This is a genomic window from Methanoculleus chikugoensis (assembly GCF_019669965.1).
GTDB classification, from domain to species: Archaea; Halobacteriota; Methanomicrobia; order Methanomicrobiales; family Methanoculleaceae; genus Methanoculleus; species Methanoculleus chikugoensis.
Genome location: NZ_AP019781.1, coordinates 651,484 through 674,857, shown reverse-complemented (window position 1 = coordinate 674,857; position 23,374 = coordinate 651,484). Strand labels below are relative to the sequence as shown.

At 60.4% G+C, this 23,374-nt stretch carries 17 protein-coding genes and 2 tRNA genes; 6 read left to right on the top strand and 13 right to left on the bottom strand.

Annotated elements, in window-relative coordinates; all coding sequences use genetic code 11:
• Positions 1-322 precede the first annotated feature (322 nt).
• Together MchiMG62_RS03505 and MchiMG62_RS03500 are read right to left on the bottom strand one after the other, a co-directional pair.
• On the bottom strand, positions 323-1,252 hold the full coding sequence (locus MchiMG62_RS03505) for a galactose-1-phosphate uridylyltransferase (protein WP_221057904.1): 930 nt from the start codon (positions 1,250-1,252) through the stop codon (positions 323-325).
• Between the two features lie 151 nt (positions 1,253-1,403).
• Positions 1,404-2,411 carry a 5,10-methylenetetrahydromethanopterin reductase gene (locus MchiMG62_RS03500; protein WP_221057903.1) on the bottom strand — a complete coding sequence of 336 codons (1,008 nt, stop codon included), beginning with the start codon at positions 2,409-2,411 and terminating at the stop codon, positions 1,404-1,406.
• Positions 2,412-2,754: 343 nt separating this feature from the next.
• Here MchiMG62_RS03500 and MchiMG62_RS03495 point away from each other — a divergent pair, with 343 nt between their 5' ends.
• Positions 2,755-4,707, top strand: a complete 1,953-nt coding sequence (locus MchiMG62_RS03495; RefSeq protein WP_221057902.1) for a tubulin/FtsZ family protein — start codon at positions 2,755-2,757, stop codon at positions 4,705-4,707.
• Here MchiMG62_RS03495 and MchiMG62_RS03490 read toward each other — a convergent pair.
• Together MchiMG62_RS03490 and MchiMG62_RS03485 are read right to left on the bottom strand one after the other, a co-directional pair.
• Entirely contained in the window at positions 4,694-5,659 is a 966-nt protein-coding gene (locus MchiMG62_RS03490; RefSeq protein WP_221057901.1) for a DUF128 domain-containing protein, read from the bottom strand. The two genes, MchiMG62_RS03495 and MchiMG62_RS03490, sit on opposite strands and share 14 nt — an antisense overlap.
• A complete protein-coding gene (locus MchiMG62_RS03485) occupies positions 5,656-6,081 on the bottom strand; it encodes a dCTP deaminase (protein ID WP_221057900.1) in 426 nt (141 codons plus the stop codon). Before MchiMG62_RS03485 ends, MchiMG62_RS03490 begins: the two co-directional genes overlap by 4 nt.
• A gap of 55 nt (positions 6,082-6,136) precedes the next feature.
• On the opposite strand from MchiMG62_RS03485, the gene MchiMG62_RS03480 reads away from it, so the two are divergent.
• Positions 6,137-6,208, top strand: a tRNA-Arg gene (locus MchiMG62_RS03480).
• Between the two features lie 41 nt (positions 6,209-6,249).
• Here the strand turns inward: MchiMG62_RS03480 and MchiMG62_RS03475 are convergent.
• From MchiMG62_RS03475 to MchiMG62_RS03460, 4 genes are all read right to left on the bottom strand, one after another.
• Positions 6,250-9,189 (bottom strand): Ig-like domain-containing protein, encoded by a 2,940-nt coding sequence (locus tag MchiMG62_RS03475; RefSeq protein WP_221057899.1) that lies wholly within the window; start codon positions 9,187-9,189, stop codon positions 6,250-6,252.
• Between the two features lie 805 nt (positions 9,190-9,994).
• A complete protein-coding gene (locus tag MchiMG62_RS03470) occupies positions 9,995-13,174 on the bottom strand; it encodes a VWA domain-containing protein (protein ID WP_221057898.1) in 3,180 nt (1,059 codons plus the stop codon).
• 263 nt (positions 13,175-13,437) lie between these two features.
• Entirely contained in the window at positions 13,438-14,832 is a 1,395-nt protein-coding gene (locus MchiMG62_RS03465) for a carboxypeptidase regulatory-like domain-containing protein (RefSeq protein WP_221057897.1), read from the bottom strand.
• A gap of 40 nt (positions 14,833-14,872) precedes the next feature.
• Positions 14,873-16,396 (bottom strand): AMP phosphorylase, encoded by a 1,524-nt coding sequence (locus tag MchiMG62_RS03460; RefSeq protein WP_221057896.1) that lies wholly within the window; start codon positions 16,394-16,396, stop codon positions 14,873-14,875.
• A 73-nt stretch (positions 16,397-16,469) separates the two neighbouring features.
• Between MchiMG62_RS03460 and MchiMG62_RS03455 the strand changes: the two genes are divergently transcribed.
• Positions 16,470-17,042 (top strand): type II toxin-antitoxin system HicB family antitoxin, encoded by a 573-nt coding sequence (locus MchiMG62_RS03455; protein WP_221057895.1) that lies wholly within the window; start codon positions 16,470-16,472, stop codon positions 17,040-17,042.
• Positions 17,043-17,109: 67 nt separating this feature from the next.
• On the opposite strand, the gene MchiMG62_RS13360 is transcribed toward MchiMG62_RS03455, so the two are convergent.
• The 5 genes from MchiMG62_RS13360 to MchiMG62_RS03435 all read right to left on the bottom strand — a co-directional run bounded on the left by MchiMG62_RS13360 (position 17,110) and on the right by MchiMG62_RS03435 (position 21,108).
• Positions 17,110-17,298, bottom strand: coding sequence for a hypothetical protein (locus MchiMG62_RS13360; protein WP_342367223.1), 189 nt, complete (start codon positions 17,296-17,298; stop codon positions 17,110-17,112).
• Entirely contained in the window at positions 17,231-17,401 is a 171-nt protein-coding gene (locus MchiMG62_RS13355; RefSeq protein WP_342367222.1) for a nucleotidyltransferase family protein, read from the bottom strand. Before MchiMG62_RS13355 ends, MchiMG62_RS13360 begins: the two co-directional genes overlap by 68 nt.
• Before the next feature lie 273 nt (positions 17,402-17,674).
• Entirely contained in the window at positions 17,675-18,340 is a 666-nt protein-coding gene (locus MchiMG62_RS03445) for an acylphosphatase (protein ID WP_221057894.1), read from the bottom strand.
• The gene (locus MchiMG62_RS03440) at positions 18,337-18,579 is read right to left on the bottom strand and encodes a hypothetical protein (protein WP_221057893.1); all 243 of its coding nucleotides are present in this window, start codon (positions 18,577-18,579) and stop codon (positions 18,337-18,339) included. The genes MchiMG62_RS03445 and MchiMG62_RS03440 overlap by 4 nt, the downstream gene beginning before the upstream one ends.
• Positions 18,580-18,750: 171 nt before the next feature.
• Positions 18,751-21,108 carry an MEMAR_RS02690 family S-layer glycoprotein gene (locus MchiMG62_RS03435; protein ID WP_221057892.1) on the bottom strand — a complete coding sequence of 786 codons (2,358 nt, stop codon included), beginning with the start codon at positions 21,106-21,108 and terminating at the stop codon, positions 18,751-18,753.
• Positions 21,109-21,590: 482 nt separating this feature from the next.
• Here MchiMG62_RS03435 and MchiMG62_RS03430 point away from each other — a divergent pair, with 482 nt between their 5' ends.
• The 3 genes from MchiMG62_RS03430 (at position 21,591) to MchiMG62_RS03420 (ending at position 23,317) form a co-directional block, all read left to right on the top strand.
• Entirely contained in the window at positions 21,591-22,316 is a 726-nt protein-coding gene (locus tag MchiMG62_RS03430) for a thymidylate synthase (protein WP_221057891.1), read from the top strand.
• A 52-nt stretch (positions 22,317-22,368) separates the two neighbouring features.
• Positions 22,369-22,441, top strand: a tRNA-Gln gene (locus MchiMG62_RS03425).
• A 48-nt stretch (positions 22,442-22,489) separates the two neighbouring features.
• Positions 22,490-23,317: a TIM barrel protein gene (locus MchiMG62_RS03420; protein WP_221057890.1), complete on the top strand. Its 828-nt coding sequence runs from the start codon at positions 22,490-22,492 to the stop codon at positions 23,315-23,317.
• Positions 23,318-23,374 lie beyond the last annotated feature (57 nt).

Here is a 23,374-nt window from a genome sequence, read left to right as displayed (position 1 = left end):
GTGCCTCGCACTTCGCGTGAGGCCGCACCCTCAGCCTCTACTGTCGACGCACGCGAAGTGTGGCTTCCGGAACGCGACTGCCGGGACGTGCGACGGTTCGTAGCGCGATGGTTCGTAAGAACCGGAGCGTGAGCACCGAAGGGGCGAGGAATGCGAAGTTCAGTAGAAAGATGCTGCAACATCCCTTCGCGGCTTCGCGCTCTTCACGCGAGGCTGTATCACTATCAACAATCGATATCGCACGCGAAGCCCAAAGCGAGAATGACAGTTCCTTCGCGTGAGCCGTCGGCGTATGAGTAAACCCGGAGATACTCAACAAACCTTACTTTCTCGCCCGGAAGAGCGCGCCGAGGTCTTCGGGGAGCGTCAGGATGATCGGCTCCAGGTGCAGCCGCTCCATGAACGCCGAGTCGCACATGGAGAAGGTGTTCGGGTTCAACCGTGCGATGATGGAACAGAAGACACGGAGGCCTTGCACGGCTTTTCCGGGGGCATCAAAGAAGATCGAGGCGTTGAAGGCGTGCGTGCCGAGGCTCCGGTAAAAGTCGACGACCCGGAGGATACCCCCGGCCAACGGTTCGACATACGGTTCGAGTTCATCAAGCGTCGATATCGGGAGAATTCCCCGCACCTCCCGCTCGCCGAGGGGGACGGGGTTCGCCGACCAGAAGATCTCATCTTCAAAGAGAAACCGCTCCGAGCAACGCTCGCGCTCCACGAGGTCGTCCCAGTAGAAACGGCCGTGATCGGCGAGGTAGCAGCGGCCGCCGGAGATATAGAGCTCCGCAAGGCGGGTGGGCTCCGCATCGGCGATGCCCTGCAGGTGCGGGTGGACGATGCTCGCACCCGCCGACGGGAGGTGATTCCAGTTGATGCTTGCATATCCGGGAGACCGAGCGAGGGCCTCCGCCGTTCCGGATATGGCGTCCGCAAGACACCTCACATCGAACCGGCCGGGCCCGTGATCGGGCGTGATCACCGTGACCACGTGGCGCCCGGCGAACGGGTAGAGGTTCGGGAACGTCACGCTCTCCCCGCACCGGAGCCGGCTGCCGTCCTCGAACGTCGGGGTGGACGTATCGATAGCACCGGGGCAAAAGGGGCAGCCGTCGCGGGATGAGGGCATGGCAGGAGCAGCGTCGATCTGCCTCTCAACCCGGACGGGACTGATCCGGCACCGGATGCCGGTGAGAGACTCCCGACGGTACTGGAGAATTCCCCGTTCCGTCACGATCTCGCGGGTGGTGAACATGGCCCTTCATACTCCGGTTGGCGCGCCGAGCGTATAAAACCCTGTCCGAATTGCGGAGAGGGTGCCCAACGCCGTTGCGAAACCCCGGAGTACTCCGGTCGGTCCGAACCATCCGGCAGTGCCGGAAAAAAAGCGAGTGTGGTTTCCCGCCTCAGACAATGTACTTGCCGAGGAGGCGGATGGAGTTGGTCATGTCGGGGCCGAGCGGCGAGCCGAAGATGATCTGGGTAACTCCGGACTTTGCAAGGTCTTCGCACTTCTGCTTGACCATGTCGGGGGTTCCGGCAATGGTGAAGGCGTCGATCTCCCCGTCGCCGACGAGTCCGCCGACCGTCTTGAAGTCGAAGCGTCCGAGCGCTTCCTTGATCTTCGCGACGTTGTTCAGGTCGAGTCCGTGGCGCTGGAGAAGCGCGGGCGGAGAGCCGGCGGCGATGAATGCAGCAACAATCTTTGCAGCGTTCCGGGCCTTCTTCTCGTCCCTGTCGATGGACATGGCGGTGTAGGCGCCGACGTCGAACTTCTTCTTGTCGACCGCTTCCATTGCCTTCTTGATGATCGGGATGGCGACCTGGAAGTCCTTGGGGTTCGAGGCGTTGATCAGGGCGCCGTCACCGATCGTTCCGGCGAGCTCGAGCACCTTGGGACCCTGGGCACCGATGTAGACCGGAATGCCCTTCTTGCCGGGCAGGGTGACGCCGGTCAGCTTGGCGCCGTCGTAGTCGAAGAACTCCATGTTGCCGGACTTCTTGACCTCTTCGCCGGCGAGGAGTTTCCGGATCTGCTCGACACCTTCCTTCAGGTGACCGACGGGCTTGACGGGGTCGATCGCGAGCTTCGGGAGCGTCGAGAGGTCGCCGGGTCCGATACCGAGGACGGCACGTCCGTCGGAGATCTCGTTTAAGGTAGCCATGAAGGAGGCAATGGCTGCCGGGGTGTCGGTGAACGTGTTCATGATGCCCGGGCCCATCTTGATCGTGTCGGTGTTTGCCGCGATCATGGCGAGGGTCGGGTATGCATGGCGGTTGTTGTAGTGGTTCGTAATCCAAGCGTAGTCGATATCCTTCGACTCTGCAAGCTTGGTGTAGTTCACCACCTGCTTGACGTTGATTGCTCCGGGCACAAATTCAATTCCATATGTAGTCAAGGCTATGCACCTCATTGAGTAGTTACGTGCAGGGAGTTAAATATATTATCATTTTGTGCTCCCGAAACGTCACGCACCGCACAGGTAGTGCAAAACGGAGAGGCGTAACGGGTTCTCCCGGGGATCAGGTGATTCTTCTCCCTTAGCCACGAGGAGGCACAAGCGGGGGGAAGTCAAACCGGAATATTTTAATAAGACCATTTCGTGATTGGCCGGGTTCCACCCGTTCCGGAACGCACAGAAACGTATATGTCCGTCCGCCCACATATTTACCAATAGTTTTAGATGATATTCATGCTTCTTTCGCGGCAAAGGTCACCCCGGGCATGCAAAGATACCAGACAGGGAGTTTGATCTTATGCGAGTGCTGGCGATAGGGTTGGGCGGCGCCGGGTCGCGGGTTGTGGATCAGCTCTACGACCATGACCAGCGCAGCAGAGTCTACTGCATGAGTGCGGTAGCGATCGACATCGACCCGAACTCCCTGCTGCAACTCCGCCATCTCCCGAACCCTGCAAGGATCTTCTTCCCGCGGGTCGATATCGTGGATCACGCTCATGTCACGGACGTGATCGATATCGAGGAGGTGATGACCCGGCTCCAGAGCATGGATACGATGGAGATCGACGCCATCCTCCTCTGCTGCGGGCTCGGGGGCAGCGTCATCGATATCGCGCCGCTCATCATCGCCGAGATCCGGAAGTCCTACGTGGAGCCGATCTTCGCTCTTGCCATACTTCCGTGCCTGGAAGAGGGAAAACGGGTCTCGGCCAAAGCCGCCGACGACCTCGACGCGCTCCAGGGACTCGTCGATGCCGTCATCCTCTTCGACAACGAGACCTGGTCGCAGAAGATCAAGGCGGCCGCCGCTGCAGCCGGGACCGAGAACACCAGCGTCATGGGCCAGCTGCGCCAGATCCCCGCGGGATCGGACCCGAGAACACACTACAACATGCTCAACGAGAGGATTGCACGCCAGATCGGCCTTCTTCTTCGCGCCGGAGAATTCAACGAATCGGGGCTCGACGTCGCCGAGGTTGTTCTGGATGCCGGAGAGGTCCTCAACACCCTGAAGGGAAACGGGTTCGTCGCGGTCGGCTACGCCACGGAGCGACTGCCGACCGGATGGCTGAACATCTTCCACCGGCGGCAGTCGCTGAAAGACTTCATCCAGGGTTCGCAGGAGAAGGCCGCCCGGATCATCTCCCTCGCCAAAAAAGCGGTTTATGAAGACGTATCGGTTCCCTGCGATCTCACGAGCGCCGACAAGGCACTGGTGCTGATCGCCGGGCCTTCGGCCGAACTCTCGATGAAGGGGTTCCAGACCGTCCGAAAATGGATCGATCGGAGCATCGCCGGACTCGAGATGCGATCGGGCGACTATCCGGTGAAGAGCACGTCGTTCGTGGGGATCATCATTGTGCTCTCGGGGCTCACCAACATCCCCCGGGTCGAGGAGATCCGGGATATCCGGACGGAATACCAGCTTGAATGCGAGGAAGAACGACTGAGGGGAGAAGAGGAGGCGCGGCTGCGGGAAGAGGAGGAAGCCCTGGCGGCCGGTGCCGTCTCCGAAGTGCCGGATGACGCCGGGGTCCCCGGGTTTGCCTCGCCTCTTGAGTCGGCATATCTTGAGGAGATCGGGTACATGGCAGAACCAACCACACCGGAGAAGGATGAGATGATCTCGCTCCCGGGCAGCGGCGGGAGCGACCGGAAGCGCAGGGACGACACCATCGTTATGCTCCCGAAAGCCGAGAAGAAGCAGGATGACGGGGTCGTCGCCCTTCCCCCGAAGCCGGGTGGGAAGGAGATCGATCTCACCGGTTCGGCCTCGGTCACCTCGTCGGTGCCCGCCCCGAAGAACTCCACCTTCGGCCTCAAAGGGATCGCTATCGAGAAGACGGGGCCAAAAGACGATGCGGTAACATATTCCACATCCTTAAAATCCGTGCAGCGGCCGAAAGACGGATCGCTTTCGGCAGATGCGAGCACCCTGGAGCGCGGGATGCAGCGGCCGAAAGAAGGGGTGTTCACCGGGGACCACGTTACGCTCGGTCAGGGGATGCAACGGCCGAAGGACAGCCTCTTCGAGGAGGCCGGCCTGCACATGCGCGAAGGAGCGCCCTTACCGAAGGACGGTTCGCTGGGCCAGATCGGCCGGGGATTGGCCCGGCCCGGCCCCCACCCGAAAGAGGTCGATCCCTCGCGCGGAAAACTCGAGGTGATCGACGCGGCCGCCCGGCAGAAGAACCGAGACGAAGAGAAGCGTTCGGACGACGATACGGACGGCGGGATCACCTGGCTGTAGCGTCCGCTATTTTTCCGAACGGTATGGTTCCCGCACCAATCTCGGTCTTGATCGCATAGCCTTTCTCAACGGCGTTTCCTACCATGTTCATGCCGCTGAACGCAACGACGGGGAGGCGATAGGGGTGTTTCGGGAGGTTGAACTCGCCGATACCCCCTCCGGCGGGGAAGGTGAAGCCGCACTCCTCCATGAGGCCGACGGTCGTCTCCACCCGGTGGCGTGCGGCCGCAGGCACCGCACGGACGTTTGCAAGCGCGACGCCGGCCCGGGTCGTCACCAGCCGGTTGATCGAGGTGAGCCGGGCGGATATGAAGAGGTGGAGCGGGTCGACCGAGGTCCCGCGGTAGCCGATGAGATCGAGGAATCCGGCGGAGCCGTCCTCATCGACGGCAAGCCTCCCCGCGTACTCGAGCCTTGTCGGGATACCCATCTTCTGGAGGACACCGTCCAGCGTGACGCTGCAGGCCGTCATGATCCCGGCGTGGCCGTCGGGTATGCGGGGGTCGGAGTCGACGACCCGGTAGGCGGAGAGGAACCCGTAACCCGCCGCCGCCACCTCGTCGAAGGCTGCTGTGACGGCCTGGAGATCCTCTTCCCGCACGAAGGAGAGGTTGTAGGCGACGCTCCCCGTAGCGGTCAGGGGATCGAAGGTGCTCCGGAAGGCGAGCTGTTCGAGCCTCGATATGATGAAGCCGAGCCTTTGATCGACGAGCGCGCTCTCGCTCTCGGCAATCCCGGCCTCGGTGAGGAGGCGGCCACGGTTCCCGGCCTTCTCCGTAAACCCCATCTCATCGAGGTACTGGAGGTAGTACTGGACGGCGCGGTCGCTCAGGACGAAACCCCTCTCGGCCATCTTCTCGCTCAGCCGTTTTGCGCCCAGGGGCTCGTGCGATTCCGCAAGGATCCGCAGGATCTCAAGATACTTCCGTTCCGAGCGTATTGACGGACTCATCGTGTATGCACCGCGCCAAGGCTGTCCTGGTACCGGCCCTGGTAGAGCCGGTCGCCATTCAGCACTTCCTGCAGGATCATCTGTACGATCCGGTCGCCCGCTGCAAGGCAGATATCCTCGGGACCGGCATTCGTCAGGCAGAGCGTCAGCTGGCCGCGGAACCCGGGGTCGACGAACCCGCCGCCGAGGAGGACGCCGCGACGGGCGAGCGAGGAGCGGCACCGGAGGGTTGCGGCGAGGTCGGCGGGGAGTTCCACCCGCTCGATCGAGGAGACAAGGGTGCATACGCCGCGCGGAAGGATGGTCTCTTCGGCCGCCCGGAGGTCGTAGGATGCGGGCTGCCGGGATTCAGGGTGGTACGGCTCGATGACGAGATCGCCGTTCTCGCGCCGGCGATCGATCTCACTGGATGAGAGGATCATTGTATAGAGTACTGATATAAAAACGCTTAATAACTTACGATAGAAACCGAAGAGGGGACCCATGGGGTAGAGGACATCCTTTTGGGCTTCGAACCCAAGGACGCGGGTTCAATTCCCGCTGGGTCCGTTGTTTTTTGGGGGTGCGCAAACCCACGCACCCGAATATCGTTACATGATGCGGATGTACGTGGTGTGCTGCTCCCCGACCCGGATGGGGGGGAAGAGCAGTCCGGCATCGGGCACGTCGTCCGCAGAGGCGCGTACCCGGATCAGGTATTCGCCCGGCGGGAATGCCCGGACATCGAGAGATGCGGCCTCACCGGTCACGGTCCCGAACCGCACCCAGGAGAGGCCCCCGTCGTTTGAGTACTCTACGGACTCGGTCAGGGTTCCCGCTCCGGTGTAGGTGAGGTCCCAGGCAGCGCTGAGGATCTCCCTGACCGGTTCCGTGCAGGTGTAGCGCGGGTTTGTGAGTGTGAGCGTCGCGGAGCCGAAACCCGTGTTGCTGAGATCCGGCACGGCGGTGACGAGGGTGTCGGGGAGGGGGAGTTTTGCCGCGTCGTTGAACGTGATAGTTGAGCCGGGCCCGAAGACGTTGATGTTGCCGTCGGTCAGCGCCCTCAGGCGGAACGTCGCCTCCCAGGTCTGACCGAGGTGAACCGTCCCGATCGCGAACTCCAGGTTGCGGTCGTCGCTCCAGTCGTCGGTCTGGTTGACAGTTCTTCTCGGCATGATCGTATAGTGACCCGTCTCGTTCACGACCACGCTCTCGATGACGGTCGAGACCCCGTCTTCGTAAACGTAGGAGAATACGCCGGACCCTTCCCGGTCTTCGCCGTTGACCTGAACCGTGCTGAAGTCGAGGCTCATCGTGGTGTTGACCCCGGCCTCCGTCTTGAGGACCCCGGCGATATCGGTGTAGATCGGCCCCAGGGCATCCGGAGCCGGTGCGTGGTAGTATCCCCCGCCGGTCGATTCGGCGATGCTCCGGAGCGTCGATCTCGCGTCACTGGAGAGGCTCTCCGAATACGAGATCGTGAAGATGCGGATGTCGTTCTCCGCAGCGTAAGTTGCCAGGTTCTGCCAGTTCGAGGGGATATCCGCGTACCGGTAGTAACTCCGGGCCAGCGTCCCATAACCTTCCGGCGAGTGAGGGGTCGAACCCGAGCCCCGGGCAAGCGGGTCGCCGTACCAGTTGTAATCGCCGTCGGAGAGGAGCACCACGGCTTTTACCGAATCGTCGCCTGCAGCGGCGGTCAGGTGGTCGATCGAGACCTTCAGCCCGTGCCGAAGCGGGGTGCCGTGGTCGGGGACGATGCCGTCGAGCGCACCCTTCACCGCCGGGAGATCGCGGGTGAGCCCGAGATCGAGCGTTGCGTAGTCGTCGTAGGTCTTCGGGTAGGTGTAGTCGTTATCGATCTCGTGCGTGCCGATGCCGGAGTTGGCACCGGGACGCGAGATGGATCCTTTACACCCGAACGAGGCGGCGGCCGCGCGATCGTGGTTCTCCGAGAACTGATCCACGAACGCCTTTGCCGCCTCGCGAACCGAGTGCATCCGGTCGGGGTCGTCGTAGAGCATGCTCCCCGACCGGTCGGTGCAGATCACCACATCGATCGGGTCCGGCCGGAGCGCCCACCCATCGCCTTTGAGCCGGATGGTAACATCCACCGTGTCGTTCACCGCCACCGTCCCGGGAGAGACCTCCGCCTCCACCGAGAGGAAGGGGTAGTTCTCCCAGGCCAGGGGTATCGTCCGGGTGGTGTCGTTCCACGTGGCGACGACATTGCACCCGCCCCTCGCCGCAGCGCTCCAGCGCGGATCGGTCCGGTCGGTGGTGAACGTGCCGGGGTAGAATCGGACGGCCGCGTAGCCGTCGTCATCGGTCCTGGCAGAGGACGCAGAGAGATAGGGGGCGGTGACCTGCACGAATTCGCCGGCATCGATGTTCCGGACGGCGAAGGTCACGTTCTCTCCGGCGACCGGGTTTCCTTTCACATCGACGACCTTTGCACGGAGAGTTGCCGGTCCTGAGCCGGGCACGTCGAGGCTCGGCATCGACTGGGGGTTTGCCGACAGAAGCATATCTGCAGGAGCGGTGTGGACGAACTCGACGACCTGCGATGCCGTCACGCTTGCGTTGTCCACGGCGGTTGCGTTGACGGTGATCCTGCCGGTGGTATCCTTCGGGCCGTAGGTAAGGCGGGCGACGCCCGTGCCGTTTGTCGTCAGGACGGTGCCTTCCCCTGCAAGGGAGGTGGCGACCCGGATATCCCGGCCGGCCGCGGGGTTGCCCCAGGAGTCGAAGAGCCGGTAAGTCAGGGTGAACGTGCTCTCTCCGTCGGCAGGCTGGTAGGGTTCCGGATCGGCATCGGGGTTGACCGAAACGGCGATGGCGGCCGGGTCTCCGGTCGGGAGGCCGCGGATAGAGATGTAGCGGTCGATCCCGCCTGAAAGAGCGGTTATCCGGACGATGTTCTCGCCGACGGTTCGGCCGGTTCTGAAGGGCACCTGGACGTATCCGGTGGCGTTGGCCGTCCGCTCTATCCCGGGCACCGGCGCTCCCCCATCGTCGATGAAGACGGCATCGTCGTCGACCGAACCGACGCTGAAACGGACGGCCTCGGCGCCCCGGGTATCGTCCACCGGGTTGCCGTACCGGTCGGCCAGCCCCACGGTGATGACGGTGACGTCACCTGCGGCAACCTCGAACTCGTAGTCGAGGTAGGTGACGCGGCCGGCCGGGCCGTGGTCGATCGGGAGGGAGAGCGTCTCCTCTACGGTACCGGCCCGTGCGGTTATCATGGCGACGCCGCTCGTCCTGCCGGGGATGAACGATGTGGCGGCGGTTCCGGATGCGCCGGTGGTGACGGTCGCGGGCGATATGCGCCCGAAGACCGGGTCGACCTCGAACGCCACGGTGCAGTTGTCGAGCGGCATCCCGCTCCCGTCGAAGACCTGCACGGTTATTTCAGCGGAATCGGCTCCACCTGCCGCGAGCCACCCGAGATCGCTTGAGAGGGTGATCCGGCCGGGGGCTGTCGCACTCGCCGCAGGAACGATCAGGCCGAGCAGGATCGCGAGGAGGAATACTTTTGTAAAATTCATACTGAGATCAGGGAGCCGTGATCCCATGCAATATATATAAGAGTTTTCGTTTGATCCGGATTTTTTTGGTGCGGCTAAGAAACGCACATTATCATTGGAATAGCCAAAACCCAGGGAATTATGCCGCAATTTTCAATTCAAACCGGGACCGGACAACCACCTCGCCCACGCAACCATCATATAGGGATCATTTCAGGTAATTTTCACCCATTACAGATCCATAAATCAACCAATACTGACCCAATCCAACAATTTGGCCGCGAATACACAGGCCAAAATATGGTATGCCACCGGAAGGGCTGCGAACGTTTCGCGAGGGATAAATACCGGCATGTGCAGGTAACCGGAGGTGGCGGGAGAGCGAACCCTGCAGGACCGGCGAGAGTAAAGGGTGAGCCCTGCACGGGAGAGGGCGGGAGTACGGGCCGCGGGGGTCTTCTTCTCCTGTGGAAAAAGGGGTGCCGGAGCCCCTCACTCGAGGCGGATATACGCGCTTCCGCCCGCCCCAGCATTTACAGTCTGGGTGATCTTCGCCGAGGCATCCTCGGTATCCGGCGCAGATCCACGGACCCAGATGATGTACTCGCCGGGCGGGAGGCCCTGAGGGAGCCGCACACGCGTCAGTATGGACCCGGTGACCCGGTTGTTTCGGGGTAAAATACCTCCCGGAAGTGATAGTTTATCCGCCCGCTCCGGGAAACCTGTGTGATTACCCGAACTCACCGCGGGTTTATCCATCAGGGCCACACTCGCCAGATTGCCCTGCAACTCGTTCCGATCAAAAAAGGGGATACGAAAATGGGTATCAGCTGATTCTAATATATGCCCGGTCGCTCATCCCCACCCAGATGGGCTCTGCCCATGTTATCTCCCTACTCGCACCACCATCATCAGGCGCATTCTCTATTGCACGGACCCGTATCTTGTACCACCCCTCCCTATCTCCGAGATTGAGAGTGGACGAGTATGTGCCGTTAATATCGGTATTTGCGGGGTGGTGTATCGTATCGATCTCACGCCAACTGCCGTCCCACCAGATGTTGTCCAGGCTGAATTGATACATAACCTTCTGTGTTACCGATCTGTTCCCGGTATAAATTAACTCCCAGGTGGGCACGAGAGTGCCGGGGTTATCCTCATCAACATCAAGAGGACCACGCGTTAACAGAATATCTGCTGCAAAAATATCAGTCTCACTGAGGTTCTGGCTGGCGGTGATGAAGGTGTGAGGCAGGCGCAGTTCCGTCGGGCCCGCGGTGCCGTTGAACTTGATGATGGAACCGTTGCCGAAGATATCGATGTTCCCCTCTTTCAGGACCTTCAACTTGAACGTCGTCTCCCAGGTCTGATCACGATAGATATCGCCAACCTTAAAGGAGAGGCTCTGGCCACCCGTCACCCAGTCTTCGCTCTGATTTTTCCATTCCGGTCCCTGGATTGTTGTTTCGTTTGCGGTCCAGTACTTGATCATCTTGGTCGACGACGGTTCAGACGATACATACTCAAAGACATCCTCAACAGGCGCGGAATTGATCTCGACCTTATCGAACGCCAGATTCATCGTGGTGTTGACGCCGGCCGCCTCCTGGAGTTTCGTAGCGATAGCCGCATAGACCTGCGTCAGGTCGTCGCCTGCGGTGGCGCTGTAGAACGTGCCGCCGGTCTGCTTGGAGTAATTCTGGAGTTCGCTATGACTCGGTTCGTTGCCGAGGGCGATTGTAAAGATCTTGATGTTATTTCTTTTTGCATACTCGATGACACTGCCCCTCTCGACTCCGTCGCCAAGGTATGCATTGTTTCCGCCACCCTCTGGGTTTTGATTCGTGCTATATTCCCCGTCGGTCAGGAGGACAATCGCTTTCACAGGGTCTCCCGTTCTTGGGTTCTCCTTGATCATCCGCACGGACTGGTACAGTCCCTCGCGCATCGGCGTTCCACCGCAGGGGAGCCACTTGTCAATTGTGGCGTTGACACTCCCATAGTTTGAGGTCAAGTTAAGGTCACGGGTGGCAGGGCCAGAGTAAGTTTGTGGGTTCTTGTAATGCTCGGCGATATAAGCATCGTCGTCGCTGGAATCACTCTCCCACCCCCAATAGCCATCGTGCCACCCCCACCCCCAATAGCCATCGTGCCACCCCCACCCCCAATAGCCATCGTGCCATACTTCCTTATAGTCGTTTCCCGCCCAATATTTATAACTATATTTGTCAAGATTTGCATCTCCATTCTGACCAAACGATACCAGTCCTATTCTGTCCTTCGAGGACTGCATCTGAGCTGTAAAGTTCTTCGCTGCCCGCATTGCGTGAACCATCCGGTCATCGATCGACTCCTGCTCGACCCAATTTGGATAACTAGTACTCTCCCCGTCATACGTCGTATTCTGTAGCATACTCCCCGATCGATCTGTGCAGAGCACCACATCGATCGGCTTCTTCTGGAGCGCCCAGCCGTCGCCGATCAACCGGATTGTAACGCTGACGTTTTCAGTCACATTAACCACCTGCGGTTCGACCGAGACATTGACGCTGAGATAAGGGTAGTTCCGGAATGAGACGGTAGTATCTCCCTGTTTATCTTTCCAGACGGCCTGGATTGTTGCACTCCCCGAGGCCATATCGCTGTACAGGGGATCAGACGCATTCCGGGTGAAAGCTCCGGGCTGGAAATCAATCGTGGCAAACCCATCCTTATCGGTCACGGCAACAACAGGCGGACCGTCTTTTCCGGAGGGGGGGGGAGTGCCGTTCGATATCACAGGCTCTTCGGTCATCTTATACCCTTCGGCATCGACCTTGATGAGCCTGAACAAGACGCTCTCGCCTTCAACGGGGTTGCCCTTCGAGTCCATCACTTTCGCTCTGATCGAAGAGACGATATCGTCCTTTACATCCCTGCTCGCGATGGTCTCCGGTGCGGCAGCAACGACCATATCACTCGAAACGGAACTGTAGAAGCCTACCTTCTGTTTACATAAGACGCTGTTGTTATCGACAGCGGTCGCAACAATCTCTGCGACACCGGCTCGGGTTGACGAACTATATGTAATCTGCGCCTTACCCACACTGTTTGTTTTGGTGAACGACACATCATCGATCAGGGCACCGGAGATCCGTGTAAAATCTACTCTTAGATCCCGATCCCCGGCGGGGTTGCCATACTCATCATAGAGAGCATAGGTCAGGGTGAACGACCCGGGCAGCGGCACCTCAGGATAATCTGATCCTTCCGCCCGGGGAGAAACGGTCTGGAAAATCTTCGCCGGTTCACCGCTCACACACCCGGTGATAATCAGGGAACGTGATGCGATATTTCCGGGAAACGATACAGAAACAATGTTCTGCCCGGCCTTTGTATCAACATGGAGTCTTGTGGTGACGTTCCCGGCACCATCCACCGGCACTGTGATCTCGTCCTCACCGTTGGCGAATGTCGCACCGGAACCGCCTACGATCTGACCCACCAGGAAAGACACCGACTCAGCCACGCTCCGGTTATCCACCGGATTTCCATACCGATCAGCCATCCGAATGACAATATCCGTCGTCCCCCCGGCGGTCACCTCAGAATCATACCAGAGATTAACGATCCGGTGCGCCGTCGCGTGGTCTACCTTCTGCACGACGTTATTCACCAGAGGCAGGTCCAGTTCCTCATGCGATACCGTCGCTATGATGACCGTGTCCCCGCTCCGGGTTCCCGGTTTGAAGATCGCCGTCGCCTTTCCATCAATGCCCGTCACCGCCTGCGCGGGCGAGATGGTCCCATCAAGGTTATCCATCGAGAAAAGAACGGTGACCCCGGGAAGCGGGCTGCTGCCGTTTTTGACCAGTGCCGTGATGGTCGAGGTCTCCCCGCTCCCCGCCGTCACCCACTCTTGCCCTGTATCAAGCATCTCAATATCATCAGGTATCCGCGCCGCCCCGGCCGGGGCCGCCAGCAGAAGCAGCCCTACCACCAGGCATGCATACGTCCATCCGTTCATACGTCACCGTATGTCTTCCTGACACGCCATTCCATATAAACCTTGTTAGTTAAAGAGACGTCTAAGAAAGCCCCTTTTTCTAATCAGGCAATAGTATCCGCTCAAATCAAACATATTTCCCACACGCCCCCCGGGGTCTGAATGAACCAGTGTTGAGCCCCCGGAACAGAGAACGATCTTTCCTCAAGGAGCCGATCCGGTCGTCGGGCCCGGGAACAAGATACCGCCAGAAACCCGGCCCCATAAAGAAAAAGAGATAGAGGTTACAGGCTATCCGGACGGCGCGGCCCGCCCCGGTTCCGCCCCGCCCGCCTGTGCCGCACGACCATGACCGCCGCAAGGAGAAGCACGGCAACAACACCGACGCCGGCCACGAGCACCCAGACGTTGAAATCCTTCTCCATGACCAGCGGGATGGTGAGTTCGGTTATGCCGAGCGGGATATCGGCATCGACCGAGATGTTCCGGTAACCCTCACAGGCCGCGGTGACGGCATGCACCTTGTTCGTGACGAGCGGCATCTTGAGGTGTCCCAGGCTGTCGGTCACCCCGGCGACCTGGCCGTCGATGACGACGACCGCGCCTACAACCGGGTTCCTGTCGGGGTCTTCTGCGCGGACGGTCACGCTCGCCCGGTCGTAACCGAGTTCTGCGACGATATCCTCGCCCTGCCCGGTGATCTGGCGCGTCTCGCTCCAGGCCGCGTAACCGGGCGCCCGCACCACAATCTCGTAGGCACCTGCATGGATGTTGGAGAGCGTGAACCTGCCATACTGGCTGGTCTTGCCCTGCAACGTCCCGTTGAGATAGATTTCAGCCCCTTCAACCGGCTTCGTCGCCTCGTTGAAGACCGTTATCGAGACGGGGTATGCCGACTTCGAGAGACGTACCGGGAGGAAGACGTCGTCCACCTCGAGGTAGCGGCTCTCCTGGTAGGGCTGGTAATCGGGCGCCGTCACCCTGAAAGAGTACCGCTTCGCCCGTTCCAGGTGGAGCTGCAGCCTGCCGTCGGCATCGGTCTCCCCGGCGCGCGTGTTGTCAATGTACACCTCCGCGCCCTTGAGCGGGGCAGAGGTCTCGGCATCCAGCACCTGGACGCCCAGGATGTTATTGGAGAAGAGCAGGCACTGGACTGTTCTGCCGCTGCTCTCCATCTGCACCGTCTTTGAGAGGTCATGGTATCCCGACGCGCGGATCTCGGCGTTGTACAACTCATTCGCCTTCACCGGGAAGTTCACGCTCCCGCTACTGCCGGTGACTTCAGAATCGGAGTAGTCGTTACCCGTAACGCGCACCACGCCGCCTACGATCGGTTTCAGGGTTCCCGCATCGTAGAGCTCGAACGTGAGGGTCGCGTCCTCCCGGATCATATCGACACTGACGCGGGTCGCGTCGTAATCGACGTACTCCACCCAGTTCCGGTAGCCTTTCCGGACAACCTTCAGGTAGAGGTCCTTCTTCCCGGAATGGACGTAGGAATAGGTTCCATCCGAGCTGGTGCTCCCCACGTAATCCCCATCGACGTATATCGAGGCATCGGCAAGCGCGTTATCGGTCTTATCGTCGACCACGTTGATGCGCAGGGTGACCGCCTGCGCCGTGCAGCAGAGGAGGGCGCAGGAGATCAGAAGGGCTATGACGAGACGACTTTTCTTCATGAAGGAGTATTATTGCGGCAAAAAATTTGAGTGCATCGGTTTACACCCAGCGGTCATGTGGGATACGTTCAAGTACCATACCTTCCACAACCACCGGCATCAGCGTCCGGCCGACCTCGATCGCACGTTCGAGCCGCCATTCCCGCTCGGCGTAGATGGTGAAGATGGGGTCGCCCTTCTTGACCCGGGTCCCCTTCTTTGCGTGGATATCGAGCCCCGCGCCGTGATCGTAGGGGGAGCCCGCGAGCCGGGCGAGCGTGACGAGCGCGCTGTTGTTCAGTTCGATGACGTAGCCGTCCTGCGGCGCCCGGACATCGAACCGGTACTCTCCCGGAACGATATCCTCGGCCTTCACGGTCGGATCGCCGCCCTGGATCTCGATGATCTGCCGCATCTTATCGAGCGCCTTCCCGCTCCGGAGGAGATCCGCAGCTGCCTGGTACCCCTGCCCCTGTGCGGCCTTCCCCGCCATCTCGAGCGCAATCCCGGAGAGCGAGAGGCTCTTCTGGACCAGGGAACTCGGTTCGGTCGCGCCTTCGAGGACGGCGAGGGCTTCACGCACCTCGAGGTTGGGGCCGATGGTGTGGCCGACGAGCGACTCCCCATAACTGAGCGCGCACTCGACCCGCATGCCGAGCCGTTCCCCGATCTCGATGAACTCCCGGGCGAGTTTCCGGCCCTCCTGGGGGTCCGGGATCTTGGTGTTGCGACCGACCGGGATGTCGATGACCACGAGGTCGGCGCCGACGGCAAACTTCTTCGCCATGACGCTCGCGATCATCTGGCCCCGGGCGTCGATCCGGAGCGGGTACTCGTAGGTGATGATTTTGTCGTCAGCGGGGGCGATGTTCGTGGCGCCGCCCCAGACGATGACGCCGCCGACCTTCTCGGTCATCTGCTGCACCTCGGTCGCCGTGAATGAGACCGGCGCGAGAACTTCCATGAGGTCGGCGGTCCCGCCGGCGCCGGTGATGGCGCGGGAACTGGTCTTCGGGATCAAAAGGCCGCTCGCGGCGATGATCGGCGCGATCAGGAGGGTGATCTTGTTCCCGGGCACGCCCCCGATGGAGTGCTTGTCGACGATGGGGTGCCGGGTGAAGTGGAGGCGCTCCCCGGTCTCGACCGTGGCCCTCGTCAGGTACTCCACCTCGTCCATGTCGAGGCCGTTGATGTACGACGCGGTGACGTAGGCGGTGATCTCGCCGGGCGAGAGGATGTCGTCGACGATATCCCTGACGATATCCACGGTCTCGTCCTTGGTGAACCGGCCGCCGTCCATCTTCTTCTTGATGTGCCGGAGGGATGCCGGCCGCTCGGCACTCCGGACAATGACAACGGTCCCTTCATCGACGGCAAGCGTCGCGTTCAGCGGGCGGTAGACCCCGATGACACCCGGCTCGATGAGCGACCCGGTGGTGTCGACGTGAGCCTGGGCGGTCTTTCCCGTCGCCTCGTCGGCGACCTGAACGCGGTCGCCGTCGCGGACCCGCATGCTTCGTGCGTCGGTGCTGTGGAGGAGAACCCCCCGGTTTGCGATGTCGAGCAGCTTCACGGTCAACTTCATCTGCGTAATCCCATCCTGATTGAAATTGAGGTTTTGTACTACTTAAGGACGGCTGATCGGGGGAGCGACGGGGGTGGAAAAAACCGGGATGATAGAGCCGGTCGTCGCTCACAGCGGCACGGCCTCCCGGCAGCGAAACGAATATCCTGCAGTGGGGCCACCACTGAATGGGGGCATGGTGTGGGAAGACTCCGGGGAATCAAAGAAAGGTCACGAGGCGGTGCGGGCCTTTGTGCGGGCCGGCGGCGTGATGCGGCAGGGAAAAGGCGATCATGTCAACATCAAAATGCCGTCCGGAGCGATTATAACTCTGCCCTGGTCGAAGGAGTTGAAGATCGGGCTTCTTACGGCGGCAATAAAGAAAGCTGGTTTAACTGAGGAAGAGTTTCTCGCATTAACTTTAAACGGGGTGCTAAAAATGGAGTTTACTGTTGTGATCCAGAAGGCTGAGGAAGGAGGGTTCTGGGCAGAAGTCCCGGCGCTTCCCGGGTGCTACTCCCAGGGAGAAACAGTCGAGGAGACATTGGAGAACATCAGGGAAGCGATCGAAGGGCACGTGGAAGCGTTGCGGCAGGAGGGGCAGGGAGTTCCCCCGGAGGAGGACCTGATCATCGGCAGGGTCCGGGTCTCCGAAGGCGTGGCGTGAGCGGGCGACAGGGAGGCTTTCTGCTTGCATACGTTGTAAATATGGATGAGGTAGAGCCGATCGTCACTCACAGCGGCACGGCCTCCCGGCAGACGCGGTCCCTGACGTACCAGTGCAGCCCCTTCGCGGTTACTACATCGACCTCGCGGCCGAGCAGGTCTTTTAGATCTTGAGCAAGGGCGATGTGGTCAAGGAGACTCCTTTCCAGGCTCGAACTCGACGAGGAGGTCGATGTCGCTTGCCGGAGTCTCTTCATCCCGAACCACCGATCCGAAGACCCTGACCCTGCGGGCACCATGTCTGGCTGCGATCTCAAGGATCTCATCTTTTCGTTCGAGCAGTTCCGCACACAGACTCATTCAATCTCTCTTGCATCGATCTTATGGAGCAGGGGATATAAGGATTCTCCCGGGCGGATTATTTTCATCTCATGTTTCAACGTGGCATCCCATCGACTCACGTGAGTTGCGACGGGCCGAGGGTGCGACTTCCGGAACGGTGCGAGACGGACAATGTCCGGAGCTTGAGAAGCCGTTAGGCTTCGAGCAGGAACTTGAGAAGGGCAAAGGTCTTCGAGCCGGATGGATGCACCAGATGAGAGAAGTGGCAGTCACCGGAGAAAAAATATGGGGCTAGACCTGGATACCAGCCCGGGCAAGGGCACCCTTGATAGAGGCAAGCTCCTTTTTGATCTCCTTGAATTCGTCGTCAAGGTACTTCCCGGTGTCTTTTCGGAGTCCGGTAATCTCTTCTTTTGTCTCAATCCCAATCTGAAGACTCTGATCCTGCTTCTCCAGCATCATGTGCTGTAACTGGAGGCTCTGATCCTGTTTGTCAAGCATCCGGTCCTGCTTCTCCAGCATCTGATCCTGCTTGTCGAGCATTGTATGCTGTAACTTGAGGCTCTGATCCTGCTTGCCGAGCATTGCATGCTGTAACTGGAGGCTCTGATCCAGCTTCATGTCCATGCTGTGCAACACCTTTCCGGCGTAATCCATCCGTTCGAATGTCTCTTCCTGGAGATCTCCCCGGATGATCTCGAAGTCGGCATACTCCCCTGTTGCCTCCCCCCACTGAACGGTGAACGATTTGACGGCAATGGGCCTTCGTACGATATTGATTTTGCTTATAAAATCCAAGAGTTCCTGCTCGCCCCCCTCTGCAACGATCTCGACCTCACCAGTTTCGAGGTTCTTTACGTACCCGGAGATATCCCGCTCAAACGTCTCGTTATATATATGATCCCGATAGCCAACCCGCTGGACACGTCCTCGCGCAGTGGCTACAAATCGCTTCATCTATTTTCACTCTGTATGGTAGAGATAAATAGTTTCTTCCGGTCTGCTCTTCGCCCGGCAGACGGTGTTCCATTCCACTCCTCCCCGGTCCTGTTCCCGACTTCCGGCTCCACCACATCAGCCCCCTCCTCCGCCCCGACAGTCGCAACAGTCGCACCGCCCTCCTCGAGCACTATCGCAAAGACGGAGAATCCCGGCGTCGCCGCTTCGCGGCGGACCGCTGCACCCGGATAGTTCACACGATGTTGCCGCGAGACCGTGAGATTTCCCTGCACCTGGGGAGGGAGACTATCAAATACATACATCGCCCGGCAGGCAATCCCGGAGATCCCGCGGCCCGCAGCACCGTCCCGTACCCAAGAAGCCTCAACAAAAACAGCGCAAAACAAAAAATTAGGGTTGGTTAGGGTTTAGTCCCGCCGCAGGACCAGGAAGGCAACCGCACCAAGGCCGGCAAGAGCAAGAAGTGCTCCGAATCCGGGGGACTGGGTGGGGGTAGCCTCAGTGGTCGCGGTAGCGGTCGGGGTGACCTCGCCGGTCGCGGTCGTGGTCGGGGTAGCCTGAGTCGTCGGGACTGCCTCGACTACGTTGAAGGTCGCGGTAGAGGTCGTGCTGGTCTCAATGGACTCAACCTTGACGATGTACTGGTCGGGCTTGAAGCTCGCACCGTCAACCTCGAACGACCAGGTGTTCGCGCCGTCGCCCTGCTTGACTTCCGTAGTGCCAGCAACCGAGCCGAAGCCGGAGGCCTCGCTCTTGCTGGTCGGCTGGAACGCAGCGGAGGTGACCTCAATGTTCAGCGTGTCGCCGACAGCGAGGTTGGTCGTGCCGGTGATCGTGAACTTGCTGCCTGCAGCCTTGTCGCCGATCGCGTCGATCCAGATGTTCGGCTCTTCGACGACGAAGGTGAGCTTCACGTAGGTGTCGTCGATGTTCGGGGAGTCGAGGGCGTTGATCAGCGCGGTCGCTGCATCGGAGGCCTGGAGCCCGGAGATCTTTACTTTGTTAAACCCAGACTCATTTGTTCCGACGATCCAGCCAGCATCGAGACCAGTCCCGGCATCAACGTCGAATTCCTTGTTCATCATCGGATGCTGGATGACCACAAAGTACTGGCCTGCGGCGAGCCCGCTGGTATCGCCGCTCTTGAGTTCAAACTCGAAGCTGCCGTCATCCTCAACAGTTGCGCTCTTGTCAGTCATCTGCTTGTTCTTGCCGAAGATCCAGACCTTGACAGTGCCGGGGTCGCCCTGTGCCATTCCGGTGAGCGTCAGGTCGTCACCTTTCGCGACGACTGCACCGCTCGAGGCCGCGGTGATGAAACCGGACCGGAGCTGGACGGAGGCCGTGGCGTACTGGGCAGTGGAAAGACGGCTCTTGTCCACAGGCTGCGAGACGGCGTAGATCGTGTAGCCGCCGGCATCAAGTGCGCCTCCTTTTAGTGCAATATCGCCGGTGTTCCACTTGAGCGACCAGGTGTCGTCGGCCTTAACATCCGCTGTGTTGAACGCATCGGTTTCACCAGGAATAACAACGGTCGATACAGGGAGCAGGCTCAAGAGGTTGACGCCGTCCGAGGATTTGAGGTTCGGACCGGTCATGAAGAGGTGAACCTTTGTGTCGTTGTCGGTGCAGGTACCGGAGAGGGTGACTTCCTCACCGATGTAGTAGGTACCGGTGCCGGACGCCGTGATGGTGACGCTTCCCTTCTCGACCTTTACCTTGACCTCGTCGTAGGTGGTGCTGCTCTGGGAACCATGCGCCTCAACGCGGATGGTGTACGTCCGGTCTTCGGTGTTTGAGCCGGTGTCGAACTGGACAGTCCTCGTTCCGCTGGCGGTAGTGTTAAAGGTTGCATTGATCGTGCTGGCATTAGCGGCAGCGCTTGCACCGGGGAACAGGGGATTAAATCCCTTCTGGCCGGCCCGGATACTGGGATACTTGTTAGGCGCAAGATTACTCACGTCCTTGACGTACAGATCATACGGCGTGATGGACTCACCGGTGATCGTCACGGTGAAACTGTTGCCGCGAACGACGCTGTCCTTGTCGGACGTGATGGCAAGCGACTTGCTGAGGACCTCGAAAGCTCCGGTGTTGGAGTCAAAGCCCTTGCCGTAGAAGTCAGACGTATCAGGCCATTTCGCCTGAACGGTGTAGGTGCCTGCTGCGGCATCCGTCAGTTTGACGGGCTCGTACTGGGTTGTACCGTTCGCAACAATGCCCTTCAGATTGTCTGTTGTAACACCGCTACCGAACCGGGTCACAACACCGCCACCGGGCAGGGTGACCTCGATGTTCATCTTAACGTCCCCTGTTCCGGTTTTGTTCATCCCGGAGATCAGGTTGTTTGAAAGCTTGAAGGCCACCTCAGTATCCCGGGTGACGGACTTGCCAACCACGGATTCCTTCGGAGATTTGTTCAGCACAACATCGACCGTTACTTCGGGCACCCGGACGTTGAGGTACGCAGATTTGTTTCCCTCTACGTAGTAGTTCCCGGTCTTTATGCCCTTCTTCACCTCGGTGATGAGGCCGCTGCCCGTCACCTGGATCTCATCGTCGATCGCCTCGCCCACTGCGCCACTGTAGTGAACGAGCCGTGTAAAGTCCGCCGACGCAGTGCCATTAAGCGCATTGACGTCGAGGTCCTCTTCGCCAACATAGATGGCGGTACCGGCACTAGGCGCCCGCGCAGCAGCCGGTGCAACGACCAGCGCAGCCGCGAGGATCATGGCGACCACCATCAATTTTGTCATACTCTTCATACTATACCTCCATTTGTGATGACATGAGGGAATGTGAACGCGAGGTACTCGACAGACGTCGAATACGGGTTCACCACGCTCTATACTCCGATTCACGGAATATGTCACAATATTTGTGGAACACTTAATATATCCTTTGTGGTCGACCGGGTGTCCGACGCCCCCGAAAGGCACCGCAATACTGGAAAAGGCCCCAAATGCGTCAGGATCACGCTTCATTCCCGGATCACCGGAGTCCATAGATACGCGAGGATAAAAATCTTACTCCGCAGATTGGCGGGGACTCCCGGCCCCGGCGACACTCCCTGCGCGACCTCGCCCCAGATCCCTCCGCGGGGCCGCACCCGCACCGCGCCGTCCGGGTGGCCGCCCCACCCCTCACCGGGGGCAGCCGCCGGGGCGGGAGGCACCACCGGAGCACGTATATATAAGACCGCTCCCAGTGGGGAGCCTTTTCTACCCCGGCCTGCAAACAACTCTCTATGCGGATCATTCGGGCGCCTACGCTCGCACGGGCACACGAACTGGCGGTCAGGACCGTCCTCGAGAAAGGATGGGTGCTGGATACCGAGAACGACGAGGCGACGATCGAGTGCGATGAACTCGCGCTGGAGGTGGAGTCGCCGGAGAGCGAGCCGATGGCAAGCCCCGCCTCCCGGTTCCAGCAGCGGTTCCTGGACGTCTACGCCGAGAACCTCCTCAAGGGTTCCGACGCGAAGTTCGAGTACGACTACCACCGGCGGCTCTTCGACTGGGGCGAAACCCTCACGGTGAACGGCGAGGACGTCCACGTCGACCAGATCGACTACATCGCCCGGAAACTCGCCGCCGCACCGAACTCCCGGCGGGCGGTCGCGATCACCTGGAACCCCGTCGTCGACGAGAACCTGGACGACTGCCCCTGCCTCCAGCTCGTCCAGTGCCTGTTGCGGGACGGGAAACTCCAGATGAAGGTCGTCTTCCGGAGCAACGATATCCTCTCCGCCGCCGGCTCCAACATGTATGCGCTCGTCCGCCTCCAGAAGATGATCGCGGACCGGCTTGGCGTGCCCTGCGGGCGCTACACGCATATCGCGCTCGTCCCCCACGTATACTACCGCCGGGATCTCAACGATATCGAGCCTTTTTGCAAATCAGGCGCCGAAATCAGGCCTGTTGCCGAGGTCTGCCGGGCCTGCGGGAAGTGCCCGCGCTCGTCCGGGGCATAACCCCCGGCCGTCACTTTAATTAAGATTCACAGACAACATTTTAGAGCCCAATAGCCCGGTAGTGTAGCGGTCAATCATGCAAGGCTCTGGACCTTGCGACAGCAGTTCGAATCTGCTCCGGGCTACTCAATCTTTTTCTCCGTCTGCAAACGGCATACACCGGAGGGTGGTATATGATTGATCACAATCTCGGCGGCACCGTGCGCCTCGACGACGAAGGGACGCTTGCCCTGCTCGCGGGCCTCTACGACGACGGCGCAATCCGGCACATCCAGGTGCAGGCCGTCCCCCTGTCCCGGCAGTTCTTCCTCGAACGCCTCGACCGGATCGCCGCGACCGGCATCCCGGTTGTCATCCACGCGCCCCACCACAACCACGGCGTCAACCCCTGCGCCCCGGCAGCCTACGACGACCGCCCTCCTGCGATGATCGAAGCGCATATCGAGGAGGAGATGAACCGGACGTATGAGGCCGCCGACGCCCTCGGCGCGGAGACGATCGTCCTCCACGCGGGCCGATACGAACCGGGCGGGAGGCTCGCCGCCGTTGAAGAGTTCGCCGGGTTCCTCGACCGCCACGCCGATCCCCGCTTCGTCCTCGAGAACCTCCCCGCCGTCTACGCCGGCTACCCCCTCCTCGGGAACACCGCCGGAGAACTCGCGGCGCTTGCGGGCACCAGGATCACCCGGTTCTGCCTCGACTTCCCCCACCTCGCCTGCACTGCAAACTACCGCCGTCTCTCGTTTGCGGCTGAACTGGAACGGTTCGAAGACCTTGACGTGGCCCTCCACCACCTCTCGAACATCCGCCGGAACTCGATCACCGACGAGCACCTCGCACTCGACCACCCTGACGGCGGCCTCGATCTCTCAGCGGTCTTCGCCCGGCTGCGGCGGCACCCCGCCGTCCCGACGACCCTCGAGTACAAGGAGGACTCGGCGGATGTCTACGCCCGGCAGGTGCGGGTCTTTGCCGGGCTCTGGGACCGTGCCGTGGAGTGAATCGCGCCCGTATGTCATCGGGGCCGCCCTGAAGAATTGACCAGCAGCAGCAGTCGT